The sequence below is a fragment of the Kitasatospora albolonga genome (assembly GCF_039535905.1).
Taxonomy (GTDB): domain Bacteria; phylum Actinomycetota; class Actinomycetes; order Streptomycetales; family Streptomycetaceae; genus Kitasatospora; species Kitasatospora albolonga.
In genome coordinates this window covers 1-25,566 of record NZ_BAAAYB010000081.1, presented here as the reverse complement: position 1 = coordinate 25,566, position 25,566 = coordinate 1, and the positions used below count along the sequence as shown (strand labels likewise).

The 25,566-nt window shown below is 71.8% G+C and carries 17 protein-coding genes and 1 pseudogene; 11 read left to right on the top strand and 7 right to left on the bottom strand.

Annotated features, from left to right (window positions below; all coding sequences use genetic code 11):
* Window positions 1-3: 3 nt before the first annotated feature.
* The 8 genes from ABD946_RS19380 to ABD946_RS19345 all read left to right on the top strand — a co-directional run bounded on the left by ABD946_RS19380 (window position 4) and on the right by ABD946_RS19345 (window position 12,306).
* Window positions 4-819: a universal stress protein gene (locus ABD946_RS19380; RefSeq protein WP_345285235.1), complete on the top strand. Its 816-nt coding sequence runs from the start codon at window positions 4-6 to the stop codon at window positions 817-819.
* Between the two features lie 272 nt (window positions 820-1,091).
* On the top strand, window positions 1,092-2,261 hold the full coding sequence (locus tag ABD946_RS19375; RefSeq protein ID WP_345285232.1) for a ThiF family adenylyltransferase: 1,170 nt from the start codon (window positions 1,092-1,094) through the stop codon (window positions 2,259-2,261).
* Window positions 2,258-2,860: a GNAT family N-acetyltransferase gene (locus ABD946_RS19370; protein WP_345285230.1), complete on the top strand. Its 603-nt coding sequence runs from the start codon at window positions 2,258-2,260 to the stop codon at window positions 2,858-2,860. Before ABD946_RS19375 ends, ABD946_RS19370 begins: the two co-directional genes overlap by 4 nt.
* Before the next feature lie 524 nt (window positions 2,861-3,384).
* Window positions 3,385-4,236, top strand: a complete 852-nt coding sequence (locus ABD946_RS19365; protein WP_345285228.1) for a universal stress protein — start codon at window positions 3,385-3,387, stop codon at window positions 4,234-4,236.
* Between the two features lie 168 nt (window positions 4,237-4,404).
* Entirely contained in the window at window positions 4,405-7,059 is a 2,655-nt protein-coding gene (adhE, locus tag ABD946_RS19360; RefSeq protein WP_345285226.1) for a bifunctional acetaldehyde-CoA/alcohol dehydrogenase, read from the top strand.
* Between the two features lie 94 nt (window positions 7,060-7,153).
* Window positions 7,154-9,439 carry a formate C-acetyltransferase gene (pflB, locus tag ABD946_RS19355; RefSeq protein ID WP_345285223.1) on the top strand — a complete coding sequence of 762 codons (2,286 nt, stop codon included), beginning with the start codon at window positions 7,154-7,156 and terminating at the stop codon, window positions 9,437-9,439.
* 15 nt (window positions 9,440-9,454) lie between these two features.
* On the top strand, window positions 9,455-10,234 hold the full coding sequence (gene pflA, locus ABD946_RS19350; RefSeq protein WP_345285221.1) for a pyruvate formate-lyase-activating protein: 780 nt from the start codon (window positions 9,455-9,457) through the stop codon (window positions 10,232-10,234).
* 203 nt (window positions 10,235-10,437) lie between these two features.
* Complete coding sequence (locus ABD946_RS19345) at window positions 10,438-12,306, top strand: PAS domain S-box protein (RefSeq protein ID WP_425558661.1); 1,869 nt, start codon at window positions 10,438-10,440, stop codon at window positions 12,304-12,306.
* Between the two features lie 45 nt (window positions 12,307-12,351).
* Here ABD946_RS19345 and ABD946_RS19340 read toward each other — a convergent pair whose 3' ends face one another.
* Both ABD946_RS19340 and ABD946_RS19335 read right to left on the bottom strand, forming a co-directional pair.
* Window positions 12,352-13,365, bottom strand: a complete 1,014-nt coding sequence (locus ABD946_RS19340) for a zinc-dependent alcohol dehydrogenase (RefSeq protein WP_345285217.1) — start codon at window positions 13,363-13,365, stop codon at window positions 12,352-12,354.
* Between the two features lie 184 nt (window positions 13,366-13,549).
* Entirely contained in the window at window positions 13,550-14,164 is a 615-nt protein-coding gene (locus tag ABD946_RS19335) for a hypothetical protein (RefSeq protein WP_345285215.1), read from the bottom strand.
* Between the two features lie 208 nt (window positions 14,165-14,372).
* Between ABD946_RS19335 and ABD946_RS19330 the strand changes: the two genes are divergently transcribed.
* Together ABD946_RS19330 and ABD946_RS19325 are read left to right on the top strand one after the other, a co-directional pair.
* Complete coding sequence (locus ABD946_RS19330) at window positions 14,373-15,044, top strand: CBS domain-containing protein (RefSeq protein WP_345285213.1); 672 nt, start codon at window positions 14,373-14,375, stop codon at window positions 15,042-15,044.
* A 75-nt stretch (window positions 15,045-15,119) separates the two neighbouring features.
* Complete coding sequence (locus tag ABD946_RS19325) at window positions 15,120-15,824, top strand: universal stress protein (RefSeq protein ID WP_345285211.1); 705 nt, start codon at window positions 15,120-15,122, stop codon at window positions 15,822-15,824.
* On the opposite strand, the gene ABD946_RS19320 is transcribed toward ABD946_RS19325, so the two are convergent.
* The gene (locus ABD946_RS19320) at window positions 15,775-16,476 is read right to left on the bottom strand and encodes a helix-turn-helix domain-containing protein (protein WP_345285210.1); all 702 of its coding nucleotides are present in this window, start codon (window positions 16,474-16,476) and stop codon (window positions 15,775-15,777) included. The two genes, ABD946_RS19325 and ABD946_RS19320, sit on opposite strands and share 50 nt — an antisense overlap.
* 29 nt (window positions 16,477-16,505) lie before the next feature.
* A complete protein-coding gene (locus tag ABD946_RS19315; RefSeq protein WP_345285208.1) occupies window positions 16,506-17,549 on the bottom strand; it encodes a zinc-dependent alcohol dehydrogenase family protein in 1,044 nt (347 codons plus the stop codon).
* 240 nt (window positions 17,550-17,789) lie between these two features.
* On the opposite strand from ABD946_RS19315, the gene ABD946_RS19310 reads away from it, so the two are divergent.
* A complete protein-coding gene (locus tag ABD946_RS19310) occupies window positions 17,790-19,478 on the top strand; it encodes a sensor histidine kinase (protein WP_345285206.1) in 1,689 nt (562 codons plus the stop codon).
* A gap of 7 nt (window positions 19,479-19,485) precedes the next feature.
* Here ABD946_RS19310 and ABD946_RS19305 read toward each other — a convergent pair whose 3' ends face one another.
* From ABD946_RS19305 to ABD946_RS19295, 3 genes and pseudogenes are all read right to left on the bottom strand, one after another.
* Complete coding sequence (locus tag ABD946_RS19305) at window positions 19,486-20,481, bottom strand: Acg family FMN-binding oxidoreductase (protein WP_345285205.1); 996 nt, start codon at window positions 20,479-20,481, stop codon at window positions 19,486-19,488.
* A gap of 9 nt (window positions 20,482-20,490) precedes the next feature.
* Window positions 20,491-20,784 carry an SHOCT domain-containing protein gene (locus tag ABD946_RS19300; protein ID WP_345285203.1) on the bottom strand — a complete coding sequence of 98 codons (294 nt, stop codon included), beginning with the start codon at window positions 20,782-20,784 and terminating at the stop codon, window positions 20,491-20,493.
* 111 nt (window positions 20,785-20,895) lie between these two features.
* Window positions 20,896-21,504, bottom strand: a pseudogene (locus ABD946_RS19295) (LuxR C-terminal-related transcriptional regulator).
* Window positions 21,505-25,566 lie beyond the last annotated feature (4,062 nt).

Genomic DNA, 25,566 nt, shown 5'->3' with positions numbered 1-25,566 from the left:
ACCATGGACCTGCCCGTCGCCGTGGGAGTGGACACCTCCGCGGCCAGCCTGGCGGCCGCGCACTGGGCCGCGGAGGAAGCGGCCCTCCGGGACCGGCCGTTGCGCGTCCTGCACGCGCTGCCCCTGATGCCGCACCTGCTCCCCAGCGGCACCGCCCGCTCACCGTTCGAGGGGAGCGCCCTGCTCCACGCCGTCCGGCACGTCCTGGCGGTGCGGCACCCCCAGCTGCGCACCCGCACCGACGAGGTCCACGACGTCGCCACCGCGGCGCTGGTGGCGGCCTCCGAGGACGCCGAACTCCTGGTCCTCGCCGTGCGCGGCGACGGCGGCTTCCCCGGACTGCGGGTCGGATCCACCGCCCTGCACGTCGCCGCGAGGGCCGCCTGCCCGACCGTCCTGGTCCCCGCCGAGGAGGCGGACGCGGGCCTGCGGGACCGGATCGTCGTCGCCGTCGACGCCCGCCGCCCGCACGGTGCGGCGCTCGACTTCGCCTTCGACACCGCCCGCCGGCACGGCCTGCCGCTGCGCATCCTGCACGCCTTCCCGGCGACGGGGGTGCCCGGATGGGACGGACGGGCGAGGGAAGCGGACCTGCTGGCAGCGGCCCTCGGACCGTGGCGGGACTCCCACCCGGAGGTCGAGGTCACCGAGGTCGCCGAACCCGCAGGCCCGGGGCTGCTGTTGGTCGAGGCCTCGGCCAAGGCCCGGTTGCTGGTGCTCGGGCGACGACCCGCGGCCTCGCCGGGGCGGATCGGCCCCGTCGCGCACGCCGTACTGCACCATGCCGTCTGCCCGGTCGCCCTGGTGCCGGGCACCTGAGGCCGTGCGTCGGGACGTCGGGCTCCGTCCACCGTCTTCGAACGGTGGCTCGACCGGGCCGCCGGCGTTGCCGGCACTTGGGAGCAGGCGGTTCTGACTGATCGGCAGGTGATTGCGGCCCGTTGCCTCATGCACGCGCCCGGTCCTCGCTCACGGGTACGACCCGGATCACCCGATCGGACAGATCTTCCCGTGTACGGAGTGATTGGTATGCTGCCGGGCGGGTGAAGGCGCCACGGCTGACGATCTTGGCGTTGCTAGCGTCAGCCGACGTGACACACACCCCCTCTCCCTCCCTCGCCCGCGCCACGATCGGCGGTCCGCTGCACCCGGACGACCCCGCCGAATCGTTCCGTCCCGTCCTGCTCGATCCGGCCTCGGCGGACCACGTCGGCGTGCTGAAGGAGCTGTTGGAATCCCCGGCGCTGCGCGAGGTCCACGACCGGGTCGACGAGCAGTTGGTCGAGCTGGTCCGCTGCCTGAACCCCGGAGAATCGTTTCCGCCTGCTGTGCTGGAGCGCGCCCTGGACGAGGCCCGCGGCGGCCTGCTGCCCGACGAGTACGGGACCTGGGCCTGGTACCCGTGGTCTGGCCGCCTGGTACGGGTCCTGCCCGAGGCCGCGTTCCGGCTGGTGCGCACCGACCGCAACCGCGACAAGATCACCCGCGAGGAGCAGCAGCACCTGCTCAGCCGCCGGATCGGGGTGATCGGCCTGTCGGTGGGCTCCAGCGCGGCGTTGACCTGTGCGATGGAGGGTGTCGGGGGCTCGTTCCGGCTGGCCGACTTCGACCGGCTCAGCCTGTCCAACCTCAACCGGTTGCGCGCCGGGGTGCACGAGATCGGCCTGGAGAAGACGGTCATCTGCGCGCGGCGGATGTACGAGCTCGACCCCTACCTCGACATCACCGTCCACCGGTACGGAGTGACCGAGGAGAGCATCGAGGAGTTCTTCGCCCCGGGCGAGGACGGGGAGCGCGGGGTGGACCTCCTGGTCGAGGAGTGCGACACCCCCTGGGTGAAGACCGCGGCCCGCGAGCACGCGCGGCGCCGGCGGGTGCCCGTGCTGATGGACGCCAACGACCGCGGTCTGCTGGACGTCGAACGCTTCGACCTGGAGCCCGGCCGGCCGCTCTTCCACGGCCGGGCCGGGGATGTGACGGCCGCGGACGTGGCGGCGATGGACCCCGCCCAGCAGCTGAGCTTCCTGCTGCAGGTCGTCGACCGGGACCGGCTGAGCCCGGCGATGACCGACGCCCTCACCCGGATCGGCAGCAGCCTCTCCAGCTGGCCGCAGCTGGCCAGCGGCGTCATGCTCGGCGGGGCCCTGGTCACCGACACCGCCCGCCGCATCCTGCTCGGCCGGCCCGTACCGTCGGGGCGTTCCTATGTCGACCTCGAAGCCCTGATCCCCGCGCCGAAGCGGAAGGAGCCGGCGCTGTGAGCCGGGTACCGGACCTGCGCGGCGAGCACCTGCGCCTTCGCGAACTGCGCCCCGCCGACTACCCCGTCCACGAGCGGATCGTCACCAGCCGCATGCTCACCCGCTACCTCGGCACCGACCGGATGGACACCGGACAGGCCCGGGACGCCTTCGCCTCCGCCCTCGCCCAGCCCCTCACCCGTCCCCGCCGCAAGTACACCCTCGCGGTCTGCGCGCCCGAGGACGACACCATGCTCGGCACGGCGGGCCTGCTGATCGAGGACTACGGCAGCAACGCCATGCTGACCGGCGTCGTCCTGATCCCCGGGTCGCCCGTCGTCGGCCACGCCCACGAGACCGGCCGGCTCCTGATGGCCTACGGCTTCGGCCCGCTGGGCCTGCACCGCATCTGGGCCGGGCACCGCACCGACCACGACCACATGCCGCCGGTGATGCACGCGGCGGGACTGACCCGCGAGGCGACGCTGCACCAGCTCTTCCGGACCCAGAGCTGCTGGCACGACGTCAGCACCTACACCGCCCTCGCCCCCGACTGGAAGCGCCAGGCCACCCCCGGCGAGCTCGCCATCCTCGACGCACCGGCCCCGGCCGCCGTCTGACACCGCACTCCGGAACCACGCTTCGGTGGGGCCGCCCTGGTGCCGGCCGAGTCGCAGCCGTTCGGCTCGGCCGGCACCAGGCGGTCGCCTCGCTGCCGGTGCGGGCGGTTCGTCGGAGGGGGCGTCGCGCCCTCGTCCTCACGTTCGTCCGCACCGGATCGGCCGGGGCGGGGCCGCAGTTGGTGGCGTAACCGAGCCACCGCGGTTCCCGGTCCTGCCCTCCGCCGGCAGAAGTCCGTCCGCGAGGACCCGCCCGTCGGTGAGCAGCACGGTTCTGCGGTGCCCCTACAACCGGTGCGCCGCACTCGGAATCGGCGCGTGCGCTGGGTCGCCCGTGCCGTGCTGCACCACGCCGCCCGCCCGGTCGCCCTGCGGTCCGGACGGGTGAGCCGTAGCCGGGACCTTCGGGACCGCGTCGGGGCTGATCGGCCCTGGGCCGGGCCGGTGAGGCGGCGGGAGAGTGTCGGAAGGCGACGGCCGCGCGAATCCGCGTCGCGGCCGGCCTTGATGACGGAGGTTCAGCCGTGAAGCGCTTCGTGGTGGTGGGGATCGACGGCTCCGTGCAGAGCGAGTCGGCGGCGCACTGGGCCGCCGAGGAGGCCCTGCAGAGCGGACGGGCCCTGCGCATGGTCCATGTCGCACCGGGCGAGCGCGGTGGGCTCGCGCCGGAGGACGCTCCGGAGGAGCGGCTGCCGGCCCCGGTGGCCGCGATCCGGGACCGGGTGGTGGCCGCGCGGCCGGGAGTGGACGCCTCCTGCGATCGGACCACCGGGAACCCCGCGTACGTCCTGGCCGCCGCAGGGGAGCGGGCGGGGCTGCTCGTCGTCGGCTCGCGGGGGTTGGGCGGGGTCGTCGGTCGGCTCGTCGGCTCGGTCGGGCTCCGCGTGGCGGCCCACGCCCGCTGCCCCGTCGTCCTGGTCAGGGACGGGGACGCCGGGACTCAGGGCGAGGTCGTGGTGGGAGTGCAGGGTGACCGGCCCTGTGACGCGGTGCTCGCCTTCGCCTTCGACCAGGCGGCCCGGCGGGGAGCCGCCCTGCGGGCGGTGGAGGCCCGGACCCTCGCCTCCGGGCCGTACCTGACGGAGGCTCAGGTGGAGCAGGCGGACATCCAGGAGGGGCTGGCGGCCGACCGGCTGGTGCACCTCGAGGACGCCCTGGGCCGCTGGCGGGAGAAGTTCCCCGGGGTCACCGCCCGGGCCGAGGTGGTGGTCGGCGGCGCGGCCGACGTCCTGGTGGCCGCCGCGCACGGCGCCGCCCTGCTGGTGCTGGGCCGACGGTCGCCCGCGCACCCCATGGCCGCCCCTCGCCTGGGGTCGGTGGCGCACGCCGTCCTGCACCACGCCCACGGCGCGGTCGCCGTGGTGCCGCACGACTGAGGACCCGGAGCGACCGGCACCGGCCGTGCCGAGGACAGGGGACCTTCGGCCCGAAGGACTACCCCGAACGGCCGACCGACGGAGGCCCGGACGGCGGGAAGCTGTGTGCCGGGTGCCAACGACAACAGAGCGCGCGACCCCGCGCGAAGACCTGAGAGGTGGTCCGCGATGTCCCGTCGCCCACAGACCGTGAGTCGCACCGAGTCGACCGAGACCCCTGCCCCGTCCGAGGCCGCGGCAGCGGTCGACATCCTGGTGACCCGTGGTCAGGAGGCCCTGCGGGAGTACGCGGGCTTCACCCAGGAGCAGGTCGACCACATCGTCAAGAAGGCTTCGCTGGCCGCGCTGGCGGCGCACACCCGGCTGGCGGTGATGGCGGTGGAGGAGACCGGGCGCGGGGTGTTCGAGGACAAGGCCGTGAAGAACATCTTCGCGTGCGAGCACGTCACCCATTCGATGGCGGACATGAAGACCGTCGGGGTGGTGCGTCGGGACGAGATCGACGGGATCGTGGAGATCGCCGAGCCGGTCGGCGTGGTCGCCGGTGTCACGCCCGTCACCAACCCGACGTCGACCACCATCTTCAAGGCGCTGGTGGCGCTGAAGACCCGCAACCCGATCGTCTTCGGCTTCCACCCCTCGGCGCAGGGCTGTTCCGCCGAGGCGGCCCGGATCGTCCGGGACGCGGCGGTCGCGGCGGGGGCTCCGGCGCACTGCGTGCAGTGGATCGAGCAGCCGTCGATGGAGGCCACCGGCGCGCTGATGAACCACCCGGGGGTGGCGACCATCCTGGCCACCGGCGGGAACGCGATGGTGAAGGCGGCCTACTCCTGCGGCAAGCCGGCCCTCGGGGTCGGGGCGGGGAACGTGCCCGCGTACATCGAGAGGAGCGCGGACCTCAAGCGGGCCGTCAACGACGTGGTGGTCTCCAAGTCCTTCGACAACGGCATGATCTGCGCCTCCGAGCAGGCGGTGATCCTGGATGTCGAGATCCGTGACGCTGCGATCCAGGAGTTCCGCAGACTGAAGGCCCATCTCGCCACTGGTGAGGAGAAGATCCTGCTGGAGCGGCACCTGTTCGGCGTCGGTGAGGACCGCAACTGCGCGGGGGCCAAGCTGAACGCCGCAGTGGTGGGTCGCTCCGCCGCGCAGATCGCCGATGCAGCCGGGTTCTCGGTTCCCGCCGACACCTCCGTCATCCTGGTGGAAGCGGAACACGTCGGGCCGGACGAGCCGTTGACGCGCGAGAAGCTCTGCCCGGTGCTCGCGGTGCTCACCGCCGATTCGCGTTCACGTGGGGTCGAACTCGCCGTTGCCATGGTGGAGTTCCACGGGCTGGGCCACTCGGCGGCCGTGCACACCGAGGACGAGGCCTTCGCCGAGGAGTTCGGACACGCCGTCAAGGCCTGCCGGGTGATCTGGAACGCGCCCAGTTCGCAGGGCGGGATCGGCGACGTCTACAACGCCTTCATGCCCTCGCTGACCCTGGGCTGCGGCAGTTACGGGGCCAACTCGGTCTCCGGGAACGTGACCGCGCTGAACCTCGTGAACATCAAGCGGATCGGGCGGCGCAACACCAACATGCAGTGGTTCAAGATCCCGCCGAAGGTCTTCTTCGAGCGCAACTCCGTCAAGTACCTGGCCGACATGCGCGGTGCCCGCAAGGTGGTCATCGTGACCGACCGGACCATGGTGGAGATCGGGCACGTGGAGCGGGTGCGGAGCGTCCTGGCCCGCCGCTCCGAGCCGGTCGAGGTGCGGGTGATCGACTTCGTCGAGCCGAACCCGAGCATCGACACGGTGGAGAAGGGCGCCGAGCTGATGCGCGGCTTCCGGCCGGACACCATCATCGCGCTGGGCGGCGGCTCGCCGATGGACGCGGCCAAGGTGATGTGGCTGATGTACGAGCACCCCGAGACGGTCTTCGCGGACCTGAAGGAGAAGTTCTTCGACATCCGCAAGCGCGCCTTCACCTTCCCCGACCTGGGTGAGAGGGCCAAGCTGGTCTGCATCCCGACCACCTCGGGCACCGGTTCGGAGGTCACCCCGTTCGCGGTGATCACCGACTCGGCCACCGGCCAGAAGTACCCGCTGGCGGACTACGCGCTGACCCCGAGCGTGGCCATCTGCGACCCGGCGCTCACCACGAACCTGCCGAAGGACGTGACCGCCGACTCCGGCTTCGACGCGCTGACGCACTGCATCGAGACCTACGTCTCGGTCTACGCCAACGACTTCACCGACGGGCTGGCCCTGCAGGGCATCAAGCTGATCTTCGAGAACCTGGAGCGGGCCGTCACCGACGGCCCGAACAGCCCGGTGGCCCGGGAGAAGATGCACAACGCCGGGACCATCGCCGGGATGGCCTTCGGCTCGGCCTTCCTCGGCGTGGTGCACGCGATGGCGCACACCCTGGGCGCCACCTTCCACGTCGCGCACGGCCGGACCAACGCGATCCTGCTGCCGCAGGTGATCCGCTACAACGGCGCGGCCCCGGCCAAGGTGACCAGCTGGCCCAAGTACCGGAGCTACGTGGCCCCGGAGCGCTTCCAGGCGATCGCCCAGCTGCTCGGCCTGCCGGCCGCGAGCCCGGAGCAGGGCGTGGAGTCGCTGGCCAGGGCGGTCGAGGAGCTGCGGGCCAAGGTCGGCATCCCGGACTCCTTCAAGGGCGCGGGAGTTGACGAGACCTCGTTCCTGGAGGCCCTGCCGCAGCAGGCGATGTACGCCTACGAGGACCAGTGCGCCCCGGCTAACCCGCGGATGCCGATGATCGCCGACATGCAGCAGCTGATGCGGCAGGCCTACTACGGCCACCAGAACTGACGCCGGCCATCGCTGACGGACCGTCACAGGACCGACCGGCAGCGCCCGCAGTGCCGCAGCGATGCCCACGAGACACAGAGAGAGGGACACCGTCATGACCATCGAGCAGGAGCAGACAGCTGGTCGAAGTGCCTGGGAGGGCTTCAAGGGCGGGCTGTGGCGGGACGCCATCGACGTCCGTGACTTCATCCAGCAGAACTACACCCCCTACCTGGGCGACAGCTCCTTCCTGGCCGGGCCCACCGAGCGCACCACCGCCGTGTGGAAGGCCATCACGGACAAGTTCCCCGAGGAGCGCGCCAAGGGCGTCTACGACGTCGCGTACGACATCCCCTCGACCATCACCGCGCACGCCCCCGGCTACATCGACCGGGACAAGGACCTGATCGTCGGCCTGCAGACCGACGCCCCGCTGAAGCGGGCGATCATGCCCAACGGCGGCTGGCGGATGGTGGCCGGCGCCCTGGAGACGTACGGCTACCCGGTCGACCCCGGGCTGGAGAAGGTCTTCACCGAGTACCGCAAGACCCACAACGCCGGGGTCTTCGACGCCTACACCCCCGCCATCCGGGCCGCCCGCAAGGCCGGCATCGTCACCGGGCTCCCCGACGCCTACGGCCGCGGCCGGATCATCGGCGACTACCGCCGGGTCGCGCTCTACGGCGTCAACCGGCTGATCGAGGCCAAGCTGGCCGAGAAGGCCGAGCTGGACGCCGCCCCGACCGAGGCGGCGCTGCTGGAGGAGACCATCCGCGAGCGCGAGGAGCTCTCCGAGCAGATCCGCTCGCTGGGCGAGCTCAAGCAGATGGCGGCGGGCTACGGCTACGACATCTCGGGGCCGGCCACCAGCGGCCGCGAGGCGATCCAGTGGCTGTACTTCGCCTACCTGGCGGCGGTGAAGGAGCAGAACGGCGCGGCGATGTCGCTGGGGCGCACCTCCACCTTCGTCGACGTCTACCTCCAGCGGGACATCGAGAACGGGGTGTTGACGGAGGAGCAGGCCCAGGAGCTGGTGGACGACTTCATCGTCAAGCTGCGGATCGTCCGCTTCCTGCGCACCCCCGAGTACGACGAGCTGTTCTCCGGGGACCCGACCTGGGTGACCGAGTCGATCGGCGGCGTCGGCGAGGACGGCCGCCCGCTGGTGACCAGGACCTCGTTCCGCTACCTGCAGACCCTCTACAACCTCGGCCCGGCCCCCGAGCCGAACATGACGGTCTTCTGGTCACCGCAACTCCCCCAGGGCTTCAAGGAGTTCTGCGCCCAGGTGTCGATCGACACCTCCAGCGTGCAGTACGAGTCGGACGAGCTGATGCGCCCGCGCTTCGGCGACGACACCGCCATCGCCTGCTGCGTCTCGGCCATGGCGGTCGGCAAGCAGATGCAGTTCTTCGGCGCCCGGGTGAACCTCGCCAAGACCCTGCTGTACGCGGTCAACGGCGGCCGGGACGAGAAGTCCGGCGCCCAGGTCGGCCCGGCCAGCGGCCCGCTGCGTTCGATTGAGCAGGGGGCCTCCGAAGTCCTCGACTACGACGAGGTGATGGCCCGCTTCGACCAGCAGATGGAGTGGCTGGCCGAGACCTACGTCCACGCCCTCAACGTCATCCACTACATGCACGACCGCTACGCCTACGAGCGGATCGAGATGGCGCTGCACGACCGCGCGATCCGCCGCACCATGGCCTGCGGCATCGCCGGCCTCTCGGTGGCCGCCGACTCGCTCTCGGCCATCAAGCACGCCAAGGTCACCCCCGTCCGGGACGAGAGCGGCCTGGTCACCGACTACCTGATCGACGGCGAGTACCCGGCCTACGGCAACAACGACGACCGGGTGGACTCCATCGCGGTCTGGCTGGTCGAGGAGTTCATGAAGAAGGTGCGCAAGCACCCGACCTACCGCAGCGCCGAGCACACCCAGTCGGTGCTGACCATCACCTCCAACGTGGTCTACGGCAAGAAGACCGGCAACACCCCCGACGGCCGCCGGGCCGGCGAGCCGTTCTCCCCGGGCGCCAACCCGATGAACGGCCGGGACGCCCACGGCTACGTCGCCAGCGCCCTCTCCGTCGCCAAGCTGCCCTACGAGCACGCCGAGGACGGCATCTCGCTGACCAACACCGTCACCCCCGACGCGCTCGGCCGCACCCCCCAGGAGCGGGTGCGCAACCTCGCGGGCGTCCTCGACGGCTACATGGCCTCCAACGGCTTCCACATGAACGTCAACGTGCTCAACCGCGACACGCTGCTGGACGCCATGGAGCACCCGGAGAACTACCCGCAGCTGACCATCCGGGTGAGCGGATACGCCGTCAACTTCGTCCGGCTGACCCGCGAACAGCAGCTCGACGTACTCAACCGCACCTTCCACGGCTCGCTCTAGGCAGGAGATCCCGTCATGGCCGTCACCCTCGGAACCGAGATCCCCGTCGGCGCGCTCACCGGTGCGCTCACCGGCTCGGTGCACTCCTGGGACCTCTCCACCGGTGTGGACGGCCCGGGCACCCGGTTCGTCACCTTCCTGGCCGGGTGCCCGCTGACCTGCCTCTACTGCCACAACCCCGACACCATGAAGATGCGCAACGGCAGGCGCACCACCGCCGACGCGGTGGTGGCCGAGGCCGCGAAGTACACCACCTTCATCCGCGCCTCCGGCGGCGGCGCCACCATCAGCGGCGGCGAGCCGCTGCTCCAACCCGCCTTCGCCGGCGAGCTGTTCCACCGCTACAAGCACGAACTCGGCCTGCACACCGCCCTGGACACCTCCGGCTTCCTCGGCACCCGGGCCACCGACAAACTGCTGGCCGACGTCGACCTGGTCCTGCTGGACATCAAGTCCTGGGACCGCGAGCTCTACCGCAAGGTCACCGGACGGCCGTTGGAGCCCACCCTGGACTTCGCCCGGCGCCTCGCCGACCTCGGCAAGGAGGTCTGGGTCCGCTTCGTGCTGGTGCCCGGGCTGACCGACCCGGCCGACAACGTCGAAGGCGTGGCCGCCTTCGCCGCCTCGCTGGGCAACGTCACCCGGGTGGACGTGCTGCCCTTCCACAAGCTGGGGGCGGCCAAGTACGAGGCCCTGGGCCAGGACTTCGCGCTGGCCGGCACCCCCTCGCCGACCCCCGAGCAGGTGGCCGCCGCCCGCGGCGTCTTCACCCGCCACGGCCTCAACGCCGTCTGACGGCACCACAATCAGGAAACGACGGAAAAGCGCTGAAACGATCCACTCTGTACCGGTTCTCGAATACGCGTCCAGGCGGGCCGAAGCCTTCGGTACGGTCACGAGGCATGGTCACCCCTCACACTCACCGATCCGGCGATCCCACGGAACGAGGTGGCGCGGACGCGGTGACGATCCCCCCGCAGGCCGCCTCCGACCGGGACATGGACGAACTGCGCGCCGCGGAGCAGCGGTTCAGGGGCCTGCTGGAGTCCGCCCCGGACGCCATGGTCATCGTGGACGACTGCGGGGTGATCCGGCTGGTGAACGCGCAGACCGAGGCGCTGTTCGGCTACCGCAGGGAGGAGCTCCTCGGCCGGCCGGTGGAGGCCCTGCTGCCCGAGCGGTTCCGAGCCCACCACCCGCGGCACCGCAGTGGATACGCCGTCACCCGGCGGACGCGGCCGATGGGTTCGGGGCTCGACCTGTACGGGTTGCGCCGGGACGGCACCGAGTTCCCGGTCGAGATCAGCCTCAGCCCCTTGGAAACCGGCGACGGCCTGCTGGTCTCGGCGGCCATCCGGGACGTCAGTGACCGCAAGGCGGCGGAGGCCAGGATCAGCGAACTGGCCGCCTTGGTGGAGTCCTCGCAGGACGCGATCATCACCTCCACCCTGGACGGCCGGATCACCTACTGGAACGCCGCGGCACAGCGCCTGTACGGCTACGACCAGGACGAGGTGATCGGCAGTCACATGGGGGTACTGGCACCCGCGGACCGCAAGGAGGAGGTGACCGCCCTGCTGGAGCGGCTCGCCCGGGGCCAGCGGGTGGAGAACCACGAATCGCTCCGGCTGGCCGCCTCCGGGCGGCTGCTGGACGTGGACATCACCCTCTGGCCCACCCGGGACCAGTACGGTGCGATCTGCGGTGCGTCCGCGATCGTCCGTGACGTCGCCGACCGCAAACGGGCCGAGCTCGAGCTGACCAGGCTGTACCAGCAGCAGCGCCACATCGCGCTCACCCTGCAGCGAAGCCTGATGGGCCAGTCGCCCGACATCCCCGGGATGCGCACGGCCAGTCGCTACCTGGCCTCGACCGAGGGAGCGGGTGTCGGCGGCGACTGGTTCGACCTCGTGCCGCTCGGGGCGGGGCGCATCGGCATCATCGTCGGCGACGTCATGGGACGAGGGCTGGAGGCCGCTGCGGTCATGGGGCAACTGCGTTCTGCGGCCCATGCGTTGGCCAAGACGGGCATGCCGCCGCGGCAGCTGATGCAGGCACTGGACGCGGTGGTCGCCGACCTGCCGGACCAGCTGGTCACCTGCTGCTACCTGGTGATCGACCCGACCGCCGGCGAGGTGTCGATCTGCTCCGCGGGCCATCTGCCGGCCTTGGTGGTCCTGCCGGACAACACGGTCCGCGAACTCGCCGCCCCGGTCAGCGTCCCGCTCGGAGTGGGCGACGTCCCGCACCAGCAGGCGACGATGACCGTCCCGCCCGGCTCGACCCTCGTCCTGTACACGGACGGTCTGGTGGAGACCCCCGAGAGCGATCTCGGCTTCCAGATCTCCGCGTTGGGCCATGAGCTGGAGCGTTCCTTCATCCGCACCCCCGACCTGGAGGTGGTGGCCGACCGGGTCCTCCGGGTGATGCTGCCCGGGACGGACCGGTACGCGGACGACGTGACCCTGCTCCTCGCCCAGCTGCCCGCGCCGCCGCTGGCCACCGCCGCCCTGGAACTGCCCGCGCTCCCGACCTCCGCCTCCCTCGGCCGCCGGTTCCTGCGGGCCACCCTCCGGGAGTGGTCCTGCTCCGAGGCCGAGGACGCGGCCTGTCTGCTCGGATCCGAGCTCATCGCCAACGCGGTCAGACACGCCGAGGGACCGATCGGGGTGCGCCTGCACCGTACGGCCAGGGAGTTGACGGTGGAGGTCGCGGACACCAGCCCCTCCCTGCCGGTTCCTCGCCTGGCCGAGAGCACCAGTGAGGACGGCCGCGGCCTGTCGCTGGTGGAGTCCTTCGCCAGCGGATGGGGCGCCCGTCCGACCGCCACCGGGAAGACGGTCTGGTTCACCTTGGCGATCGACTGAGCCCGGGCCGACGCGGAGGGCTCGGTGACCTCGGGCGGAGCCCGGTCACCGCAGATCGAAGACGAGGCGTGCGGAGACCTTGCCGGCCAGGACCTCCTGGACGGCCGTGTTGATGTCCTCCAGCCGTCGGCTCTCCCGGACCACCCGGGTGCGGCCGAGGGAGTGCAGCCGGAACACCTCGGCGAGGTCCTGGCGGGTCCCGACGATCGAGCCGACCACCTTGGTGCCGTTCAGAACCGTGTCGAACACCGGGAGTTCGAGCACCCCCTCGGCGGGCAGGGCCACCAGGACCAGGGTGCCGCCCCGGCGCAGCGAGCCGTAGGCGGCACGGAAGCTGTCGTTGCTGACGGCCAGTGCGATCGCCGCATCGACGCCGCCCAGTGCCTGTACCCCGGCCGCGACGTCGGTGGTCCTGGCGTCGATCACATGGTCGGCGCCGAGCTCGCGCGCCAGGGCAAGTTTGTCGTCGGTGACGTCCACCGCCACCGTCTCCGCGCCGGCCAGCCGGGCGTACTGCAGGGCCAGATGACCCAGACCGCCGATGCCGGAGACCAGCACCCGGGTGCCGGGCCGGGCACCGGCGACCTTGACGGCCTTGTAGGTGGTGACACCCGCACAGGTGAGGGGCGCGGCGTCCAGCGGGTCGACGCCGTCCGGGACGGGGACCACGTAGTCCCCGTGGGCGAGGGCGTACTCGGTGTGGCTGCCGTCGACGGAGTAGCCGGTGTTGTGCTGGGCGAGGCAGAGGGTCTCCCAGCCGGAGACGCAGTGGTCGCAGCGGCCGCAGGCCTCGGCGAGCCAGGGGAGGGCGACGCGGTCGCCGACCCTGACGTGACGGACCGAGGCGCCGGCGGCGTCGACGAGACCGACCCCCTCGTGGCCCGGGACGAACGGCAGCACGGGTCGGACCGGCCAGTCCCCGTGAGCGGCGTGGATGTCGGTGTGGCACAGACCGCTCGCCTCGATCCGGACCCGCACCTGGTGTGCGGCGGGTGTCGGCAGGGGGAGGTCCTCGACGGTGATCGGCCCGGTGAACTCCCGGACCACGGCGGTCTTCATGGTGGTCTCCTCATGCTCTGCGGTGACGGGCCGGGATCCGCCCGGCCCTGTCCTCTGTCATCCCAGCAACCCCCGGAGCTCGTCGCGAGGGCCGAACGGGGTACGGCTCCGGGCCGGACGGCCGTGTGCCTCCCGAGGCAGCACCGGATCGAGGTGCTGCGCTCCGCGAGGCGAGGCGAGGCGCTCAGCGGAGCCAGGCGTGCTCCCGGACGATCGGCAGGTCGGCCCAGCGGCTGCCCACGCCCCAGGTGCCCCCCGCACCCGTCGCGGCGAGGGCGATCAGGAGCAGGGCGTAGACCAGGTGGTAGTCCATGACCGGGTTGGTCGAGCCGCTGGCCGCACCGTCGACCAGGTGACGGGCGGGCGGCCACTCGGCGGCCCACATCAGCACCATCAGCAGGGTGCCGCTGCCGGCGGCGATCCGCAGGGCGAAGCCGCCGATCAGTGCGACACCGATGCCGAGCAGGCCGAGCATGAACAGCCAGTCCGCCCAGGTCTGGCCGGCCAGGTGCCGGAAGGCGGACCGGAGCGGACCGGCGGAGACGTGGCTGAGGAAGCCCTTGGTGGGGGAGCCGCCGTTGATCCAGGACCGCGTGCCGGGGGTGGCGTAGCCCCAGCCGAAGGCCTTGTCGAGGAAGGCCCAGAGGAAGACGAACCCGAGCCCGATGCGCGCGGAGGCGAGGACGCGCGCGGCCGTGGCGGTGGCGGTGCCCACCGCCACCCGGGGCGCGTGTGCGGTGTGCCGAAGCCTGGCGCCGAGCCGGGCGATGCGGGACGCGGGGGCGTGGTGGACGGCCATGGTGTGCTCTCCTCGGTCAACTCAGCTGTGTGAGTGGGATGTTGTCCGATCCTCAGCCCGGCTCCGCTCGATCGGTGAGGTGCTGAAGGTCCCGGGACGGTGGCCCTCTCGGCCCTTCGCCCTTGCGCGTCGGACCTGGATGGTTGAGGCATCCGCCCTGCAACGGCCGCTCCGGTCCCGCGCAGACCGCACGAGAGGAAGACCGACGATGCGACACCGGATCGTGGGAGAACTGATGACCTCCGCCGTCGTCCACGTACGGCCGGACACCGGCTTCAAGGCGATCGCCGTCCTCCTCGCCGAGCACGACATCACCTCCGTACCGGTCGTCGACGACCAGGACCGGCCGCTCGGCCTGGTCTCCGAGGCGGACCTGCTCGTCAACGAGGCCGCGGAGGAGGACCCGTCCGGCCTGCTGCTCACTCCCCGCCTCCAGCCCCGCGACGAACTCAAGAGCCGGGCCACCACCGCCGAGGGGCTGATGACCAGCCCGGCCGTGTGCGCCCGCCCGGAGTGGACGGTGGTGCAGGCGGCCCGGGTGATGCAGGGCAAGGGCCTCAAGCGCCTCCCGGTGGTGGACGAGGCGGGCCGCCTGGTGGGCATCGTCAGCCGCAGCGATCTGCTGCGCGTCTTCCTGCGCCAGGACCGGGCGATCCGCGAGGAGATCCGGACCGAGATCCTGGCCGGTGTGCTGGGCCTCCCCCTGGACGCCCTCGACGTCAAGGTGGAGGAGGGCGAGGTGACCCTCGGCGGCACCGTCGACCACCGGAGTCAACTGCCGGTCGTGGAACGGCTGTGCCGCGGTGTCGACGGTGTGGTCGGGGTCGTCAGCTATCTCGCAGTCCGCGCCGACGAGACCTGTACCGCGCACGCGGGCTGACCCGGCCCGGCCGGTCGGCCCGGACGCTCTGGCGCAGCCGGGGCCGACCGCAAGGGCAGGACGGAGGATCAGACCATGTCACTTCCGGTGCTGGTGGGGGTCGACGGCTCCCCGCAGAGCGAGGCCGCGGTCCGGTGGGCCGCACGAGAGGCGGGCCGTCGACGGGCTCTGCTGCACCTGGTGCACGTGGCGCCCGCACCCCTGGAGGACGGAGCGCCCCAGACGGACGAGTGGTCCCGGGCGGCGGCCGCTCTGCCGGCGGCCCGAGCCCGGCTGCACCACCTGGTGGGTGACCCCGTACGGATGCTCGCCGGACTGACCCGGCGCGCCGGGATCGTGGTGCTGGGCACGGGCAGGTCGTACGGCCTGCCGGGGCGGCCGGTCGGCTCCGTCGGCCCGCGGGTCGCCGCCCGCGCGTCGTGCCCGGTGGTCCTGGTCCCGGCGCCGTTCGGGGCGCTGTGGGGTGCGGGCGGGGTGGTGCTCGGGATCGACGTCGACCGGGTGAGCCCGACGGTGGCCGAGTTCGCCTTCGGACCGACCGCGTCACGGGGAGCGGTCCTCCGGGCACTGGAAGCCTGGACACCGTTCACCGCGCGGTTCCTGACGGGGCCACAGGTGTCCTGGGCCGAGACCGGACGCCTGCTGAGCGCGGCGGAGCGGGCCCGGCTCCGGGACGCCGCGGGCCCTTGGCGGGGCAGGTACCCGCAGGTCCGGGTCGCGAGCCGCCGGCTCAGTCGAGGTGGCCGTCTGCGTCGACCGTGCCGATCCGGCGGCCGGTGACCGTGCCGGGACGGATCCGGATCCACAGGTCCCGGCTGCCGCCGGCCCACGGCTCGACTCCCGGGCCGGCGGACAGCAGGGCTACCTCCGCCGGGTCCTCGACCGGTTCGGCGGTGCCGGTGAGGAGCACGCTCCATCCGGTGCCGTCGAGGTCGTCGATCCGGTCCACCTGGAAGGACAGTGCGGTGCCCGGCACAGGTGCCGCACCACCGTGCGGGCTGGTGCGGTAGACCACCGATCCGGTGTCGACGGCGTAGTTGACGGGGAGCACGGCCGGGCCGGCCGCGCCGGGCAGGGCGACGCGTCCGATGCCTCCGGCGCCGATCAGCGCCCAACACTGACGGAGGGTCAGGCGGACCAGGGCCGGATGTGCCGGGGCCCGGCCCTGGCCGGGGGGCGGACGGTCCGGTCCTTCGAGCAGCTCTCGGGGGCTCAGGCCCAGCGCGGCAGAGATCCTCTGCAGGCTCTCGGGGTCGAACCCGGCGTCCGTCGTGAGAACGAGCCGGAGGTAGGCCGGCGCCACCCCGGCCCGTCGGCACAGTGCCCCGTCGGTGAGGCCGAGCAGGTGCTGCCGCTCGGCGATGCGGCGCCCCACCGCGGCCGGGTCGACCGGCGACGTGGCGGGTGTGCTCGGGAGGGGTGGGCGTCTCACGGTGTCCTCCTGGTGACGAGCGGTCAGGATCAGGTGCGGAAGAGGGCGACCTTCAGGGCGCCGCTGGTGTCGGGGTCGGCGAAGACGTCGTAGGCGTCCTGCATCTCGTCGAGCCCGAAGCGGTGGGTGACCAGACCGTCGGTGTCCAGGCGGCCCTCGGCGAGCAGGTCGAGCAGCAGCGGGGTGCTGCGGGTGTCGACCAGGCCGGTGGTGATGGTGAGGTTCCGGATCCAGAGCTCCTCCAGGTGGAGGACGGCCGGTCGGCCGTGGACCCCGACGTTGGCCACCCGGCCACCCGGCCGGACCGCGCGGGTGCACAGCTCGAAGGTCTCCGGGATCCCGACGGCCTCGATCGCCACGTCGGCTCCCAGGGAGTCGGGGCCGAGTGCGCGCAGCGCGGCGGCGTCGACCTCCCGGGCGTCCAGGACGGTGTCGGCGCCGGCCCGCTTCGCGGCGTCGAGCCGGGTCCGTGCCAGGTCGACGGCGATGACCTCGCGCGGGCTGAACAGGCGCGCGGTGGTGATGGCGGCGAGCCCGATCGGTCCCGCGCCGACCACCACGACGGTGTCGCCGGGCCGGACCCGGCCGTTGGTGACGCCGACCTCGTAGGCGGTGGGGAGGATGTCGGCGAGCAGCAGGGCCGCCTCGTCGGTGACGCCCTCGGGCAGCTTGTGCAGGGAGTTGTCGGCGAACGGGGTGCGGACGTACTCGGCCTGGGTGCCGTCGACCAGGTGGCCGAGGACCCAGCCCCCGCCGCCGGTGCACTGGCCGTACACGGCCGCCCGGCAGTACCGGCAGCGGCCGCAGGCGGAGATGCAGGAGACCAGCACCCGGTCCCCGGGGGCGACGGTGCGCACCCCGGGGCCGGTCTCCACCACGGTGCCGACGGCCTCGTGACCGAGCACCCGGCCCTCGGCGACCTCGGGCACGTCGCCCTTGAGGATGTGCAGATCGGTGCCGCATATGGTCACGGCGTCCACCCGGACCACGGCGTCCTCCGGTTCCCGGACGACTGGGTCCGGGACCTCTCCCCAGGTCCGCCGGCCCGGTCCGTGGTAGGTCAGTGCCTTCATGGTCGCGTTCACCCCTCGTGGAGTTCCGGCCGGGTCGCTGCCCCTGTCCCTTCCAGGGTTGCCGGTGGGCGAGGGGGTGCCCAGGGCCGGGTGGGCCGGGTCCTGGGCCGGATGGCCCTGTCGGCTGACGATGATCCGAAGCGGTGCGGGACCGGGCCGCCTAGGGTGGGAGGAGGCCCGCGTAACGCCGCTAGTGCCCTGGAGGACCCGGTGGGCGAAGCAGCAGCAGGAGAGGACCCGGTGCCGCTGCCGCAGCTGCGACTGGACGATCTGCTGGACGAGCTCCAGGTCCGGCTGGACGCGGCCAGGGGGACCAGGGACCGGGTGCACAGCCTGCTGGAGGCGGTGCTCGCGGTCGGCCGGGACCTGGAGTTGACCCAGGCGCTGCGGCACATCGTGGAGGCCGCGGTGACTCTGGTCGACGCCGAGTACGGGGCGTTGGGGGTGATCGGTGACGATCGACGGCTCTCGCAGTTCATTCCGGTCGGGGTGACGGAGCAGCAGATCGAGCGGATCGGTCCGCTGCCCTCGGGCCACGGCCTGCTGGGGGAGCTGATCCGCCACCCGGTGCCGCTGCGGCTGGCGAACATCGCCGACCACCCAGCCTCGTCCGGGTTCCCGTCCGGTCATCCGCCGATGCGCAGTTTCGTCGGGGTGCCGATCCGGATCAGGGACAAGGTGTTCGGGAACCTGTACCTGGCCGAGAAGCGGGACGGGGGCGAGTTCGACGCGGAGGACGAGGCGGTGCTGGCCACCCTCGCCGTGGCGGCCGGAGTGGCGATCGACAACGCCCGGCTCTACGCCCAGGCCCGGCTGCGGGAGCGGTGGTTGGCGGCCGGCGCCGAGGTGACGCGGAGCCTGCTGTCGGGCAGCTCCGAGCAGGAGGTGCTGGACCTGTTGGTGGCGCGGGCGGCGGAGGTGGCGGGGGCGGACCTGGCGGTGGTCGCTGCGCCGGTGACGGGCTCGGACGAGCTGGAGGTGCGGATCGCCGTCGGAATCGGGGAGCGGCAGCATCGTGGTCTGGTGGTGCCCTTGGAGGGTTCGTTCGTCGGGGCGGCGGCCCGCACCGGTGGGCTGGTGGTGAGCGCTGACGTCCGCAAGGATCCCCGGATCACGGCGGGACCGCCCCGCTGGGACGGGCTCGGGCCCGCGGTGGCGGTGCCGATCGGCACGGCGGAGCACGGTCTGCGGGGTGTGCTGATGCTGGCGCGGGCGGCGGGTGCGCCGCTGTTCGAGGAGGACGAGTCGGGCCCGCTGCTGGGATTCGCCGGCCAGGCGGCGGTGGCGATGGAGTTGGCGGAGCGTCGGCGGGACGCCGAGCAACTGGCGATGCTGGAGGAGCGCGACCGGATCGCCCGGGACCTGCACGACCTGGCCATCCAGCGGCTGTTCGCCACCGGGATGACCTTGCAGGGGGCGACTCGGTTCATCGACCACCCGGAGGCAACCGACCGGGTGCTGCGCGCGATCGACGACCTGGACGAGACGTCGAAGACGATCCGTGCAGCCATCTTCGGCCTGCGGGCGAAGGAGGCGGGACCGGCAGCCAGAGGGGTACGGGCGAGGGTGGTCGAGGTGGTCGAGCGGGCAGCGGAGGTCCTGGGATTCGCACCGGGCCTGCGGATGACCGGCCTGTTGGACGTGACGGTTCCGGCGCAGGTCGCCGACGAAATGCTCGCGGTGCTGGAAGAGGCGCTGTCGAACGCTGCCCGGCACGCGCGAGCGACCGGAGTGGAGGTGACGGTGGAGGCCGGGGAGGAGCTGGTGCTCACGGTGACGGACAACGGCTGCGGCCTGCCGGCCGGCGGGCGGCGCAGCGGTCTGGCCAACCTGGCCGACCGGGCCGCCGCACTCGGTGGGAGCTTCGAGGCCCGCGCGCTCGCCGAGGGGGGAACGGAGCTGCTCTGGCGGGTGCCGCTGGGGGATTGAGAGGCTGTCAGCTGCCGGGCTCCAGCACATCGGTGGCCGGGAGGCGGGGCGTCGGCGTGCCTTCGGGTCCGTAGCCGAGCCGGATCAGCATCTGGACGTGCTCGGGCCCCTGCCCGGGATCGCGGGCCGCCCAACGCAGCCTCGGCCACTCCATCGCCTGGTGCAGCAGTGAGGCGCGGACCTGGTGGACGGTCGCCGCCAGCAGGACGTGTTCCAGCGCCAGGCCGGCGCGCAGCCAGTGCACGGGCTGGTCGCCCCTGGTGGTCAGCACCGCCAGGCGGGGGTCGGTCTCGAAGGCGACGGGTGGCAGGTGTCCGTCGGGGCGGAGCGCGGAGAAGTCCCGCATGGGGAGGTGCCCGGTCCGGTCCTGCGGCCCGAGTGCCGCGACGGGGATGCCGTAGGAGGCGGCTTCAGGCCCTCGGATCCACGCGCGGCTCTCGCTGCTGTGCTGGGGGTCGGTGGTGTTGTGGCGTTCGGCCTCGGCGGTCAGTGTGAGCAGCCGGTCGGTCTCGGCCCGGTCCGGGAACCGGAGGACCGCCCCTTCGGCGCGGGCGGCGCGAGCCAGCTGGTCCAGGACCGCGGGTGGGACGGGTTCCGCGGTGAACGGCGTGCGGATGGTGTGCCGGTGCCAGATCGCCTCGAACAGTGCGGCGGTGGCGGGCAGGGCGGCGGGTGAGCGGCGGTCCAGTTCGACGGAGGCCAGCAGGTCGCGGTCGGAGGAGTCGGGCAGCAGCCGCACCTGCGGCGCCCAGCCCAGGTGGCGGGCGGCGACGCGGAGGTTGAGGACGGCGGCGCCGACGGAGATGTGCAGGGCCTGGCCCGCCGGGTCGGTGACCGGCAGCAAGCGCTCCCGCTGGGCGCGTACGTCGAGGGTCGAGGACTCGGGCCGCAGCCGGAACCGCCAGGGCTGGCTGTTGTGGACGGACGGCGCGGCCACCGCGGCGGAGATCAGCTTCTCCAGGGTGGCGGCGTCCAGGGCCGGGGTGTGGGCGGGGGCGGACATGACGGCCTCTCAGGTGCGCTCGGAGCCGGAACCGGGGCGCTGCTCCTGACGGAGCGTCTCCAGGCGGTGGCGGTACTCGTCGGTGTCGATCTCGCCCTTGGCGTAGCGTTCGGCGAGCAGCTGCTCCGGGTCCGGCGGGGCCGTGTGGGTGGGCAGGGCGCCGGGGTGCTGCTGCGGGGTGCGGTCGAGTCGGCGGACCAGGGCGAGGCCGACGACGATGATCAGCCCCAAGACGAGCACCATGCTGACGGTCATCAGGCCGATTGCCCAGCCGTTCATGCCGTGGTCGTTCCAGTACCTCATGGCGGGCTCCGAAGGCGGGTGGGACGGGAGCTGGTGCTCTCACCCCCACTGTCCGCCGGGTGCTGTTCCCGCAGCTTGGGCCGGTCGGCCCTGATTCCCGGGCCGAGGGGGTCAGTGCGGGCGGCCCGGGTGCTGGTCGGGCTCGGCGTGGGCGGCCAGGACGGCGGCCTGGAGCCGGCGCTCGACGCCCAGCTTGGCGAGCAGGCGCGAGACGTGGTTCTTGACGGTCTTCTCGGCGAGGTAGAGCTCCTTGCCGATCTCCCGGTTGGTCTTCCCTTCCCCCACGAGGACGAGGATCTCGCGCTCACGGGGCGTCAACTGGGCCAGGGCGACGTCGGGTTCGCCCTCGTCGTGGTGGCGCAGGCTCTCCATGAGCTTGCGAGTGGTGGCCGGGTCGAGCATCGACTGGCCGGAGGCGACCGTCCGCACCGCCTGCACCAGGTCGGCGCCCTTGACCTGCTTGAGGACGTACCCGGCGGCCCCGCCATGATCGCGTCCAGCAGCGCGTCGTCGTCGTCGAAGGACGTGAGCATCAGGCACACCAGCCGAACACCCGGTCGCCGCAGCTCACGGCAGACGCTCACTCCCGTCGCCGGTCGGGCAGCCGCACGTCCAGCACACCGGCCACGTCCGGCAGCAGCGCGGGCACCCGGCCAGCGCCTGGGCGCAGCTGTCGGCCTCCCCGACCACCTCGATGTCCGGCTCGGCCTCCAGCAGCATCCCTACGGGCCCCGCGTCGGTACCACCTCGTGTTTGCGTCCGCTAGGAAGCATCCGCACGGGACGTGTCGGACTCACGGTCTCGGTGGACGTACCATCGCTGCTACTCTCTCGGATCAGCGCCTTGGATCCGCTGGCCTCGATTCTGTGCGAGCACTCCGTGCTCGCCTGCAGCGGACACGCGCCGAGCCGTGCTGGGACGGGCCGTGCGTGTGGCAGCAGGATGGGGCGACTAGTACATCGGTCCAGCGCACGCGCGAGTTCGCATCGCGGTACTTCGCTTCTGGCGGGTGCTGTGGCTGGGAACCGCGACGTGCGGGGTCGTCGATGACCCGGCCCGTGGTGACCGGCGAGTGCCGCGCAAAGAGCGTCTCGGTAAGCGGAGAGACGCGCCTGATCTCGGCGTCTGACCGCCCGTTACCGTCGCTTCCTCTCGACTCACAACTCTCTTATAGCTTATACGTCAGTCTCTTTGTCTATATTCCTCTGTACTTCTCTCTCTGTTTTAGACATATTAACTCATGTTCGCGAAACCAGCCGCTCGGCGCACGGAACTGCTCGGACGGGCCATTTCGACGACCGCATGGGTCGTCGCGTCACCGACGAGTGTTGCTCTGAACTGGTCGTAGGCCGTGCCGGCCGACGGTATTCTCGCGGGGGGAAGCGCGTGGTGGCCTGCTGGAGCACAGCCCGGCCACTGCCTGCTTCCTCGGCGTCAGCGGGGCCCATAGGGTCGCCCGAGGTCGTACGGCTCAGCGAGGACACGTGTCCATGAGGATCGTCCCCGGACCTGCGGGGGCAGGACGCCCGGGTTGAGGCGGGATACGGCGAGGTCCGGCCGCCACCGTGGCGCATCAGGCTCTGCTTGGTGGCGGGGGGGGCAGGGTGCTTGCGCATGACCGTCCTCCGTTTTCGTCCGGGTTGCAGCTGTGTAGGACCGAGCACCCCTCGCTCCCGCGGCGGGGGCCAGGGCCGACGGCACTGCCCTGTGGGCCGTTGCCGGCCCATCGCACTGGCCTGCTACGGAGGCGTGAACCGGGTCGGCCGCCCCCTGCGCTGTTCGTGGGGGGGGGAGACGATCGGTGGGGACAAGCGGGACGATTCCCGCGCACCCGGTCGAGCGGGGCGTGACGAGGAGGGGGGTGAGCGCGCAATGTCTCGGGGATGGCGGATCATCTGCCCGGCCCTCCGCCCCCCCCCCCCCCCAAAGCCGAGGGACTCGGGGGGGGGGGGGGGAAAGGCGGAGGGAGAGGAGGGGGGGGGGGTGGGGCCCGACCTCGTCCGCCGCTGGACCGGTGCGGACCCCGTCGGGCCGTCCACTGGAGAAAGCCATGTACGGTGGAACACAGCTGCCGGAGCAGCCGCTGCTCGCGCGTGATCATGGTGTCGCCAGGAGCTGGGCGCTCCTAAGGCACGACGGCGCGCCGCTCGCCGGAGGGATGGGTGCCGGGCGGTCCGTGCCGCGGTGTTGTCCACGCGCATGCCACCGCGGTCTGGAGTGCACGAGCTTGGCCGGATCTTGTACGAGCGATGGCTGGCGCGCCGTGCCGGTCGGACGGATCCGGACGTGGCGGTGTGCGCTCCAGCGCGAAAGCGGGCCGAGTGACTTGCGCCGGGCGGTCGTGCTTCGCCGTGCAGCAGGGAGACCTATCTCGAACGGAAACCGGGGGTCGCCGTGCGGCCACTTCTGCGACGCGTGGCGCTGGTTGGCTGCTGGGGTTCGCCTCGGCGGTGTTACCGACCGGGGCGAATTCGGAACTACCGGGAGCGCCTGGGCTGTCGTCCGGACCTCGCTGTGGGGGGGCGCTGTCCGTGTCCGTGGTGGTGCGGGTTGATGGGTCCCGCCCCGAAGAAAGAAAACAGACGAGAAATGGGCGGGTAGAAAGGCCGGGGGTGATGGTCGACCTACGGACCGCGAGAGACGGCTAGGTCCGCGAGGTGTCGTGAGTGATGCGGCGTGTGGGCTGGGCGAGACGGTGGTCAAGGGCGGGCAGGTCGATCAGGGCGAGCACATGTGGTGGTTGCATAGACCGTGGCCCTGAGACGACCCTGGGCGACTGAACCCGTGGCTGGACAGACCTGCGGTCGGCGCAAGCGTACAGAGCCAAGGTGTTCGCCGACGTAACGCCTCACCCAGGTTCGTGGACCCGTCCGCCGCGCGAGCGGGCGGGCGGTTGCTGGACGAAACTAGCTAGGTCCGCAGACTCGCCGAGTGGAGCGGTGTCGGTAAGGGATGCGGTGCCTACGGGGTGCCCTATGGACCTGGAGTGGGCCAAGGGACGGGCCGGCACCGGAGATCATGGTTCGATCGACGTGCAAACAGGCAAGAGACCCGTATGAGGCGGCGTGCAGTCCCGCCGAGAACGTAGGTGCACTGGGTACTGCCGCGCTACGCGGGGGGGAGAGCTAGACCGTGGCGACGGGGCGATCCGGCTGGGTGTACGGGGGTCGCTGATGTCGCGAGGGGGGCGCTGTGGATAAGGCCGGACCGGTGTCCCTACTGGACAGCCCGGTGAGCTGGACGTTTCCCGGTGCCGGCGCGGGCTGGGTGCACGGAGATTCACCGACCCGAGTGGAACCGCTGTATGAAACGCGCCTCCGGGGGGCGAGTCGTCACGGACCACGGGCGGGCGCCGACCTGCTGCACGGCGGCGATCATCCGTCAGAGAACCGTGAGCTCGCTTACCCGACTGGTGGGGACATCGGCCGGGCCGACCATCGGTATCTGACGGGGACGGTCAGGAGGTGAGGTCTCCTGCGCGTAAGGCGCCGAAGGCCATGGGTCTACGCAGGCGCGTACGACTTCGAGTAGACGGAGACCGACCCGTGGCTCGCTGCCGGCCACGCCAGTACCAAGTGACGGTGCAAAAAAATCAACCTGGCCGAGCCCGGCCGCAGCCTTCCGCGGGGGTTGGCAGCTGCCCGCGCGACGTCGTCGGGGCTGGGCCGTTGAGGGTTCATGGTGGCCCACCAGGGTGCGGTGCACCCGAGTGTGGCACTGTGCACACGAGCGGCTACACGGGCCGGGGACCGCCGCCGGGTGTCACCGCTCTCGACAGTGGTACGGCAGGACCGCACCGAGTCTTCCGTGACCGCCTCGCCCAGGCATCGCCGGATCCCGCGGTCGCGCTGCGCCGACCCGGTGGGTGGTGCGCACCACAGAACTTCGAGACGCAAGCAGAGTAGGCCATGCTCAGTCATACGGTGGTCAGTGCCGTTCGGAGCCGGTCGGAGGCCAGACGCCGAGTAGATGCGGAGCTGGCGGGGGATCGCAGCCGTACCGATAGAACTGTGAAACGAGCGCTTACCAAACCGGGGGGGCTTCGCCGTTGGGGTGCCGGGCGCTGTGCGCCGGTCCGGGGACGGGACTGGGCCGACCAACGTCGTGGTGATGATCCCGTTCATGCCGGCACACGGTCCTGGCAGGAGGCCGACCCGTGTCGCTCGCGGTGAAGGCCTGACAACGGGGCTGACCCGTGTGGTCGACAATCGGTCGTTCGGGTGGTACGTGATGGCCGAAGATCCCGCCACATCCTGCTCGCCAGAGCGTTTCGCCGAGCGCTTCGAAGACGGCTTCTCCATGCGGCGCTAACCGACGCGGGCACCGAGCTTCAAACCGCCGTCGGTCGTCGGACACGTGCGAGCCTTAGGTCCGTGACGCTGGACTCGCGCACGACGGTCGGTTCGAACGGCAGATCCGCAGTCGACGAGGAGATAAAAGGACCTCGAGTCGCTATAGCCTTCACACAGCCCGCACACACACATACGGGGGGAGGAACTCTGATCATCCACCCTTTGCATCACGTCGTCCGGCCCTGCATCCGTCGTGCCCTCTTGCGTCTCACGCCCCAGCTAACGTCCCCTCAGGTCACCGCGTGTCCTGGATCGAGGCCAGGGCAGCAGCGTGCGTCTCCGTGACCCCCGGCAAATCTTCGCCGCTGTCAGCAACTTGGCCTCCGCGGAGTCCTCAGCGTGCCTGAACGTGGCGGCCCCCTGAGCGCCGGGCCGCGCCGGACATGTGTGCCGCCGTCGAGATCGGGTTACGGCGTGTTCAAGGGGCGAG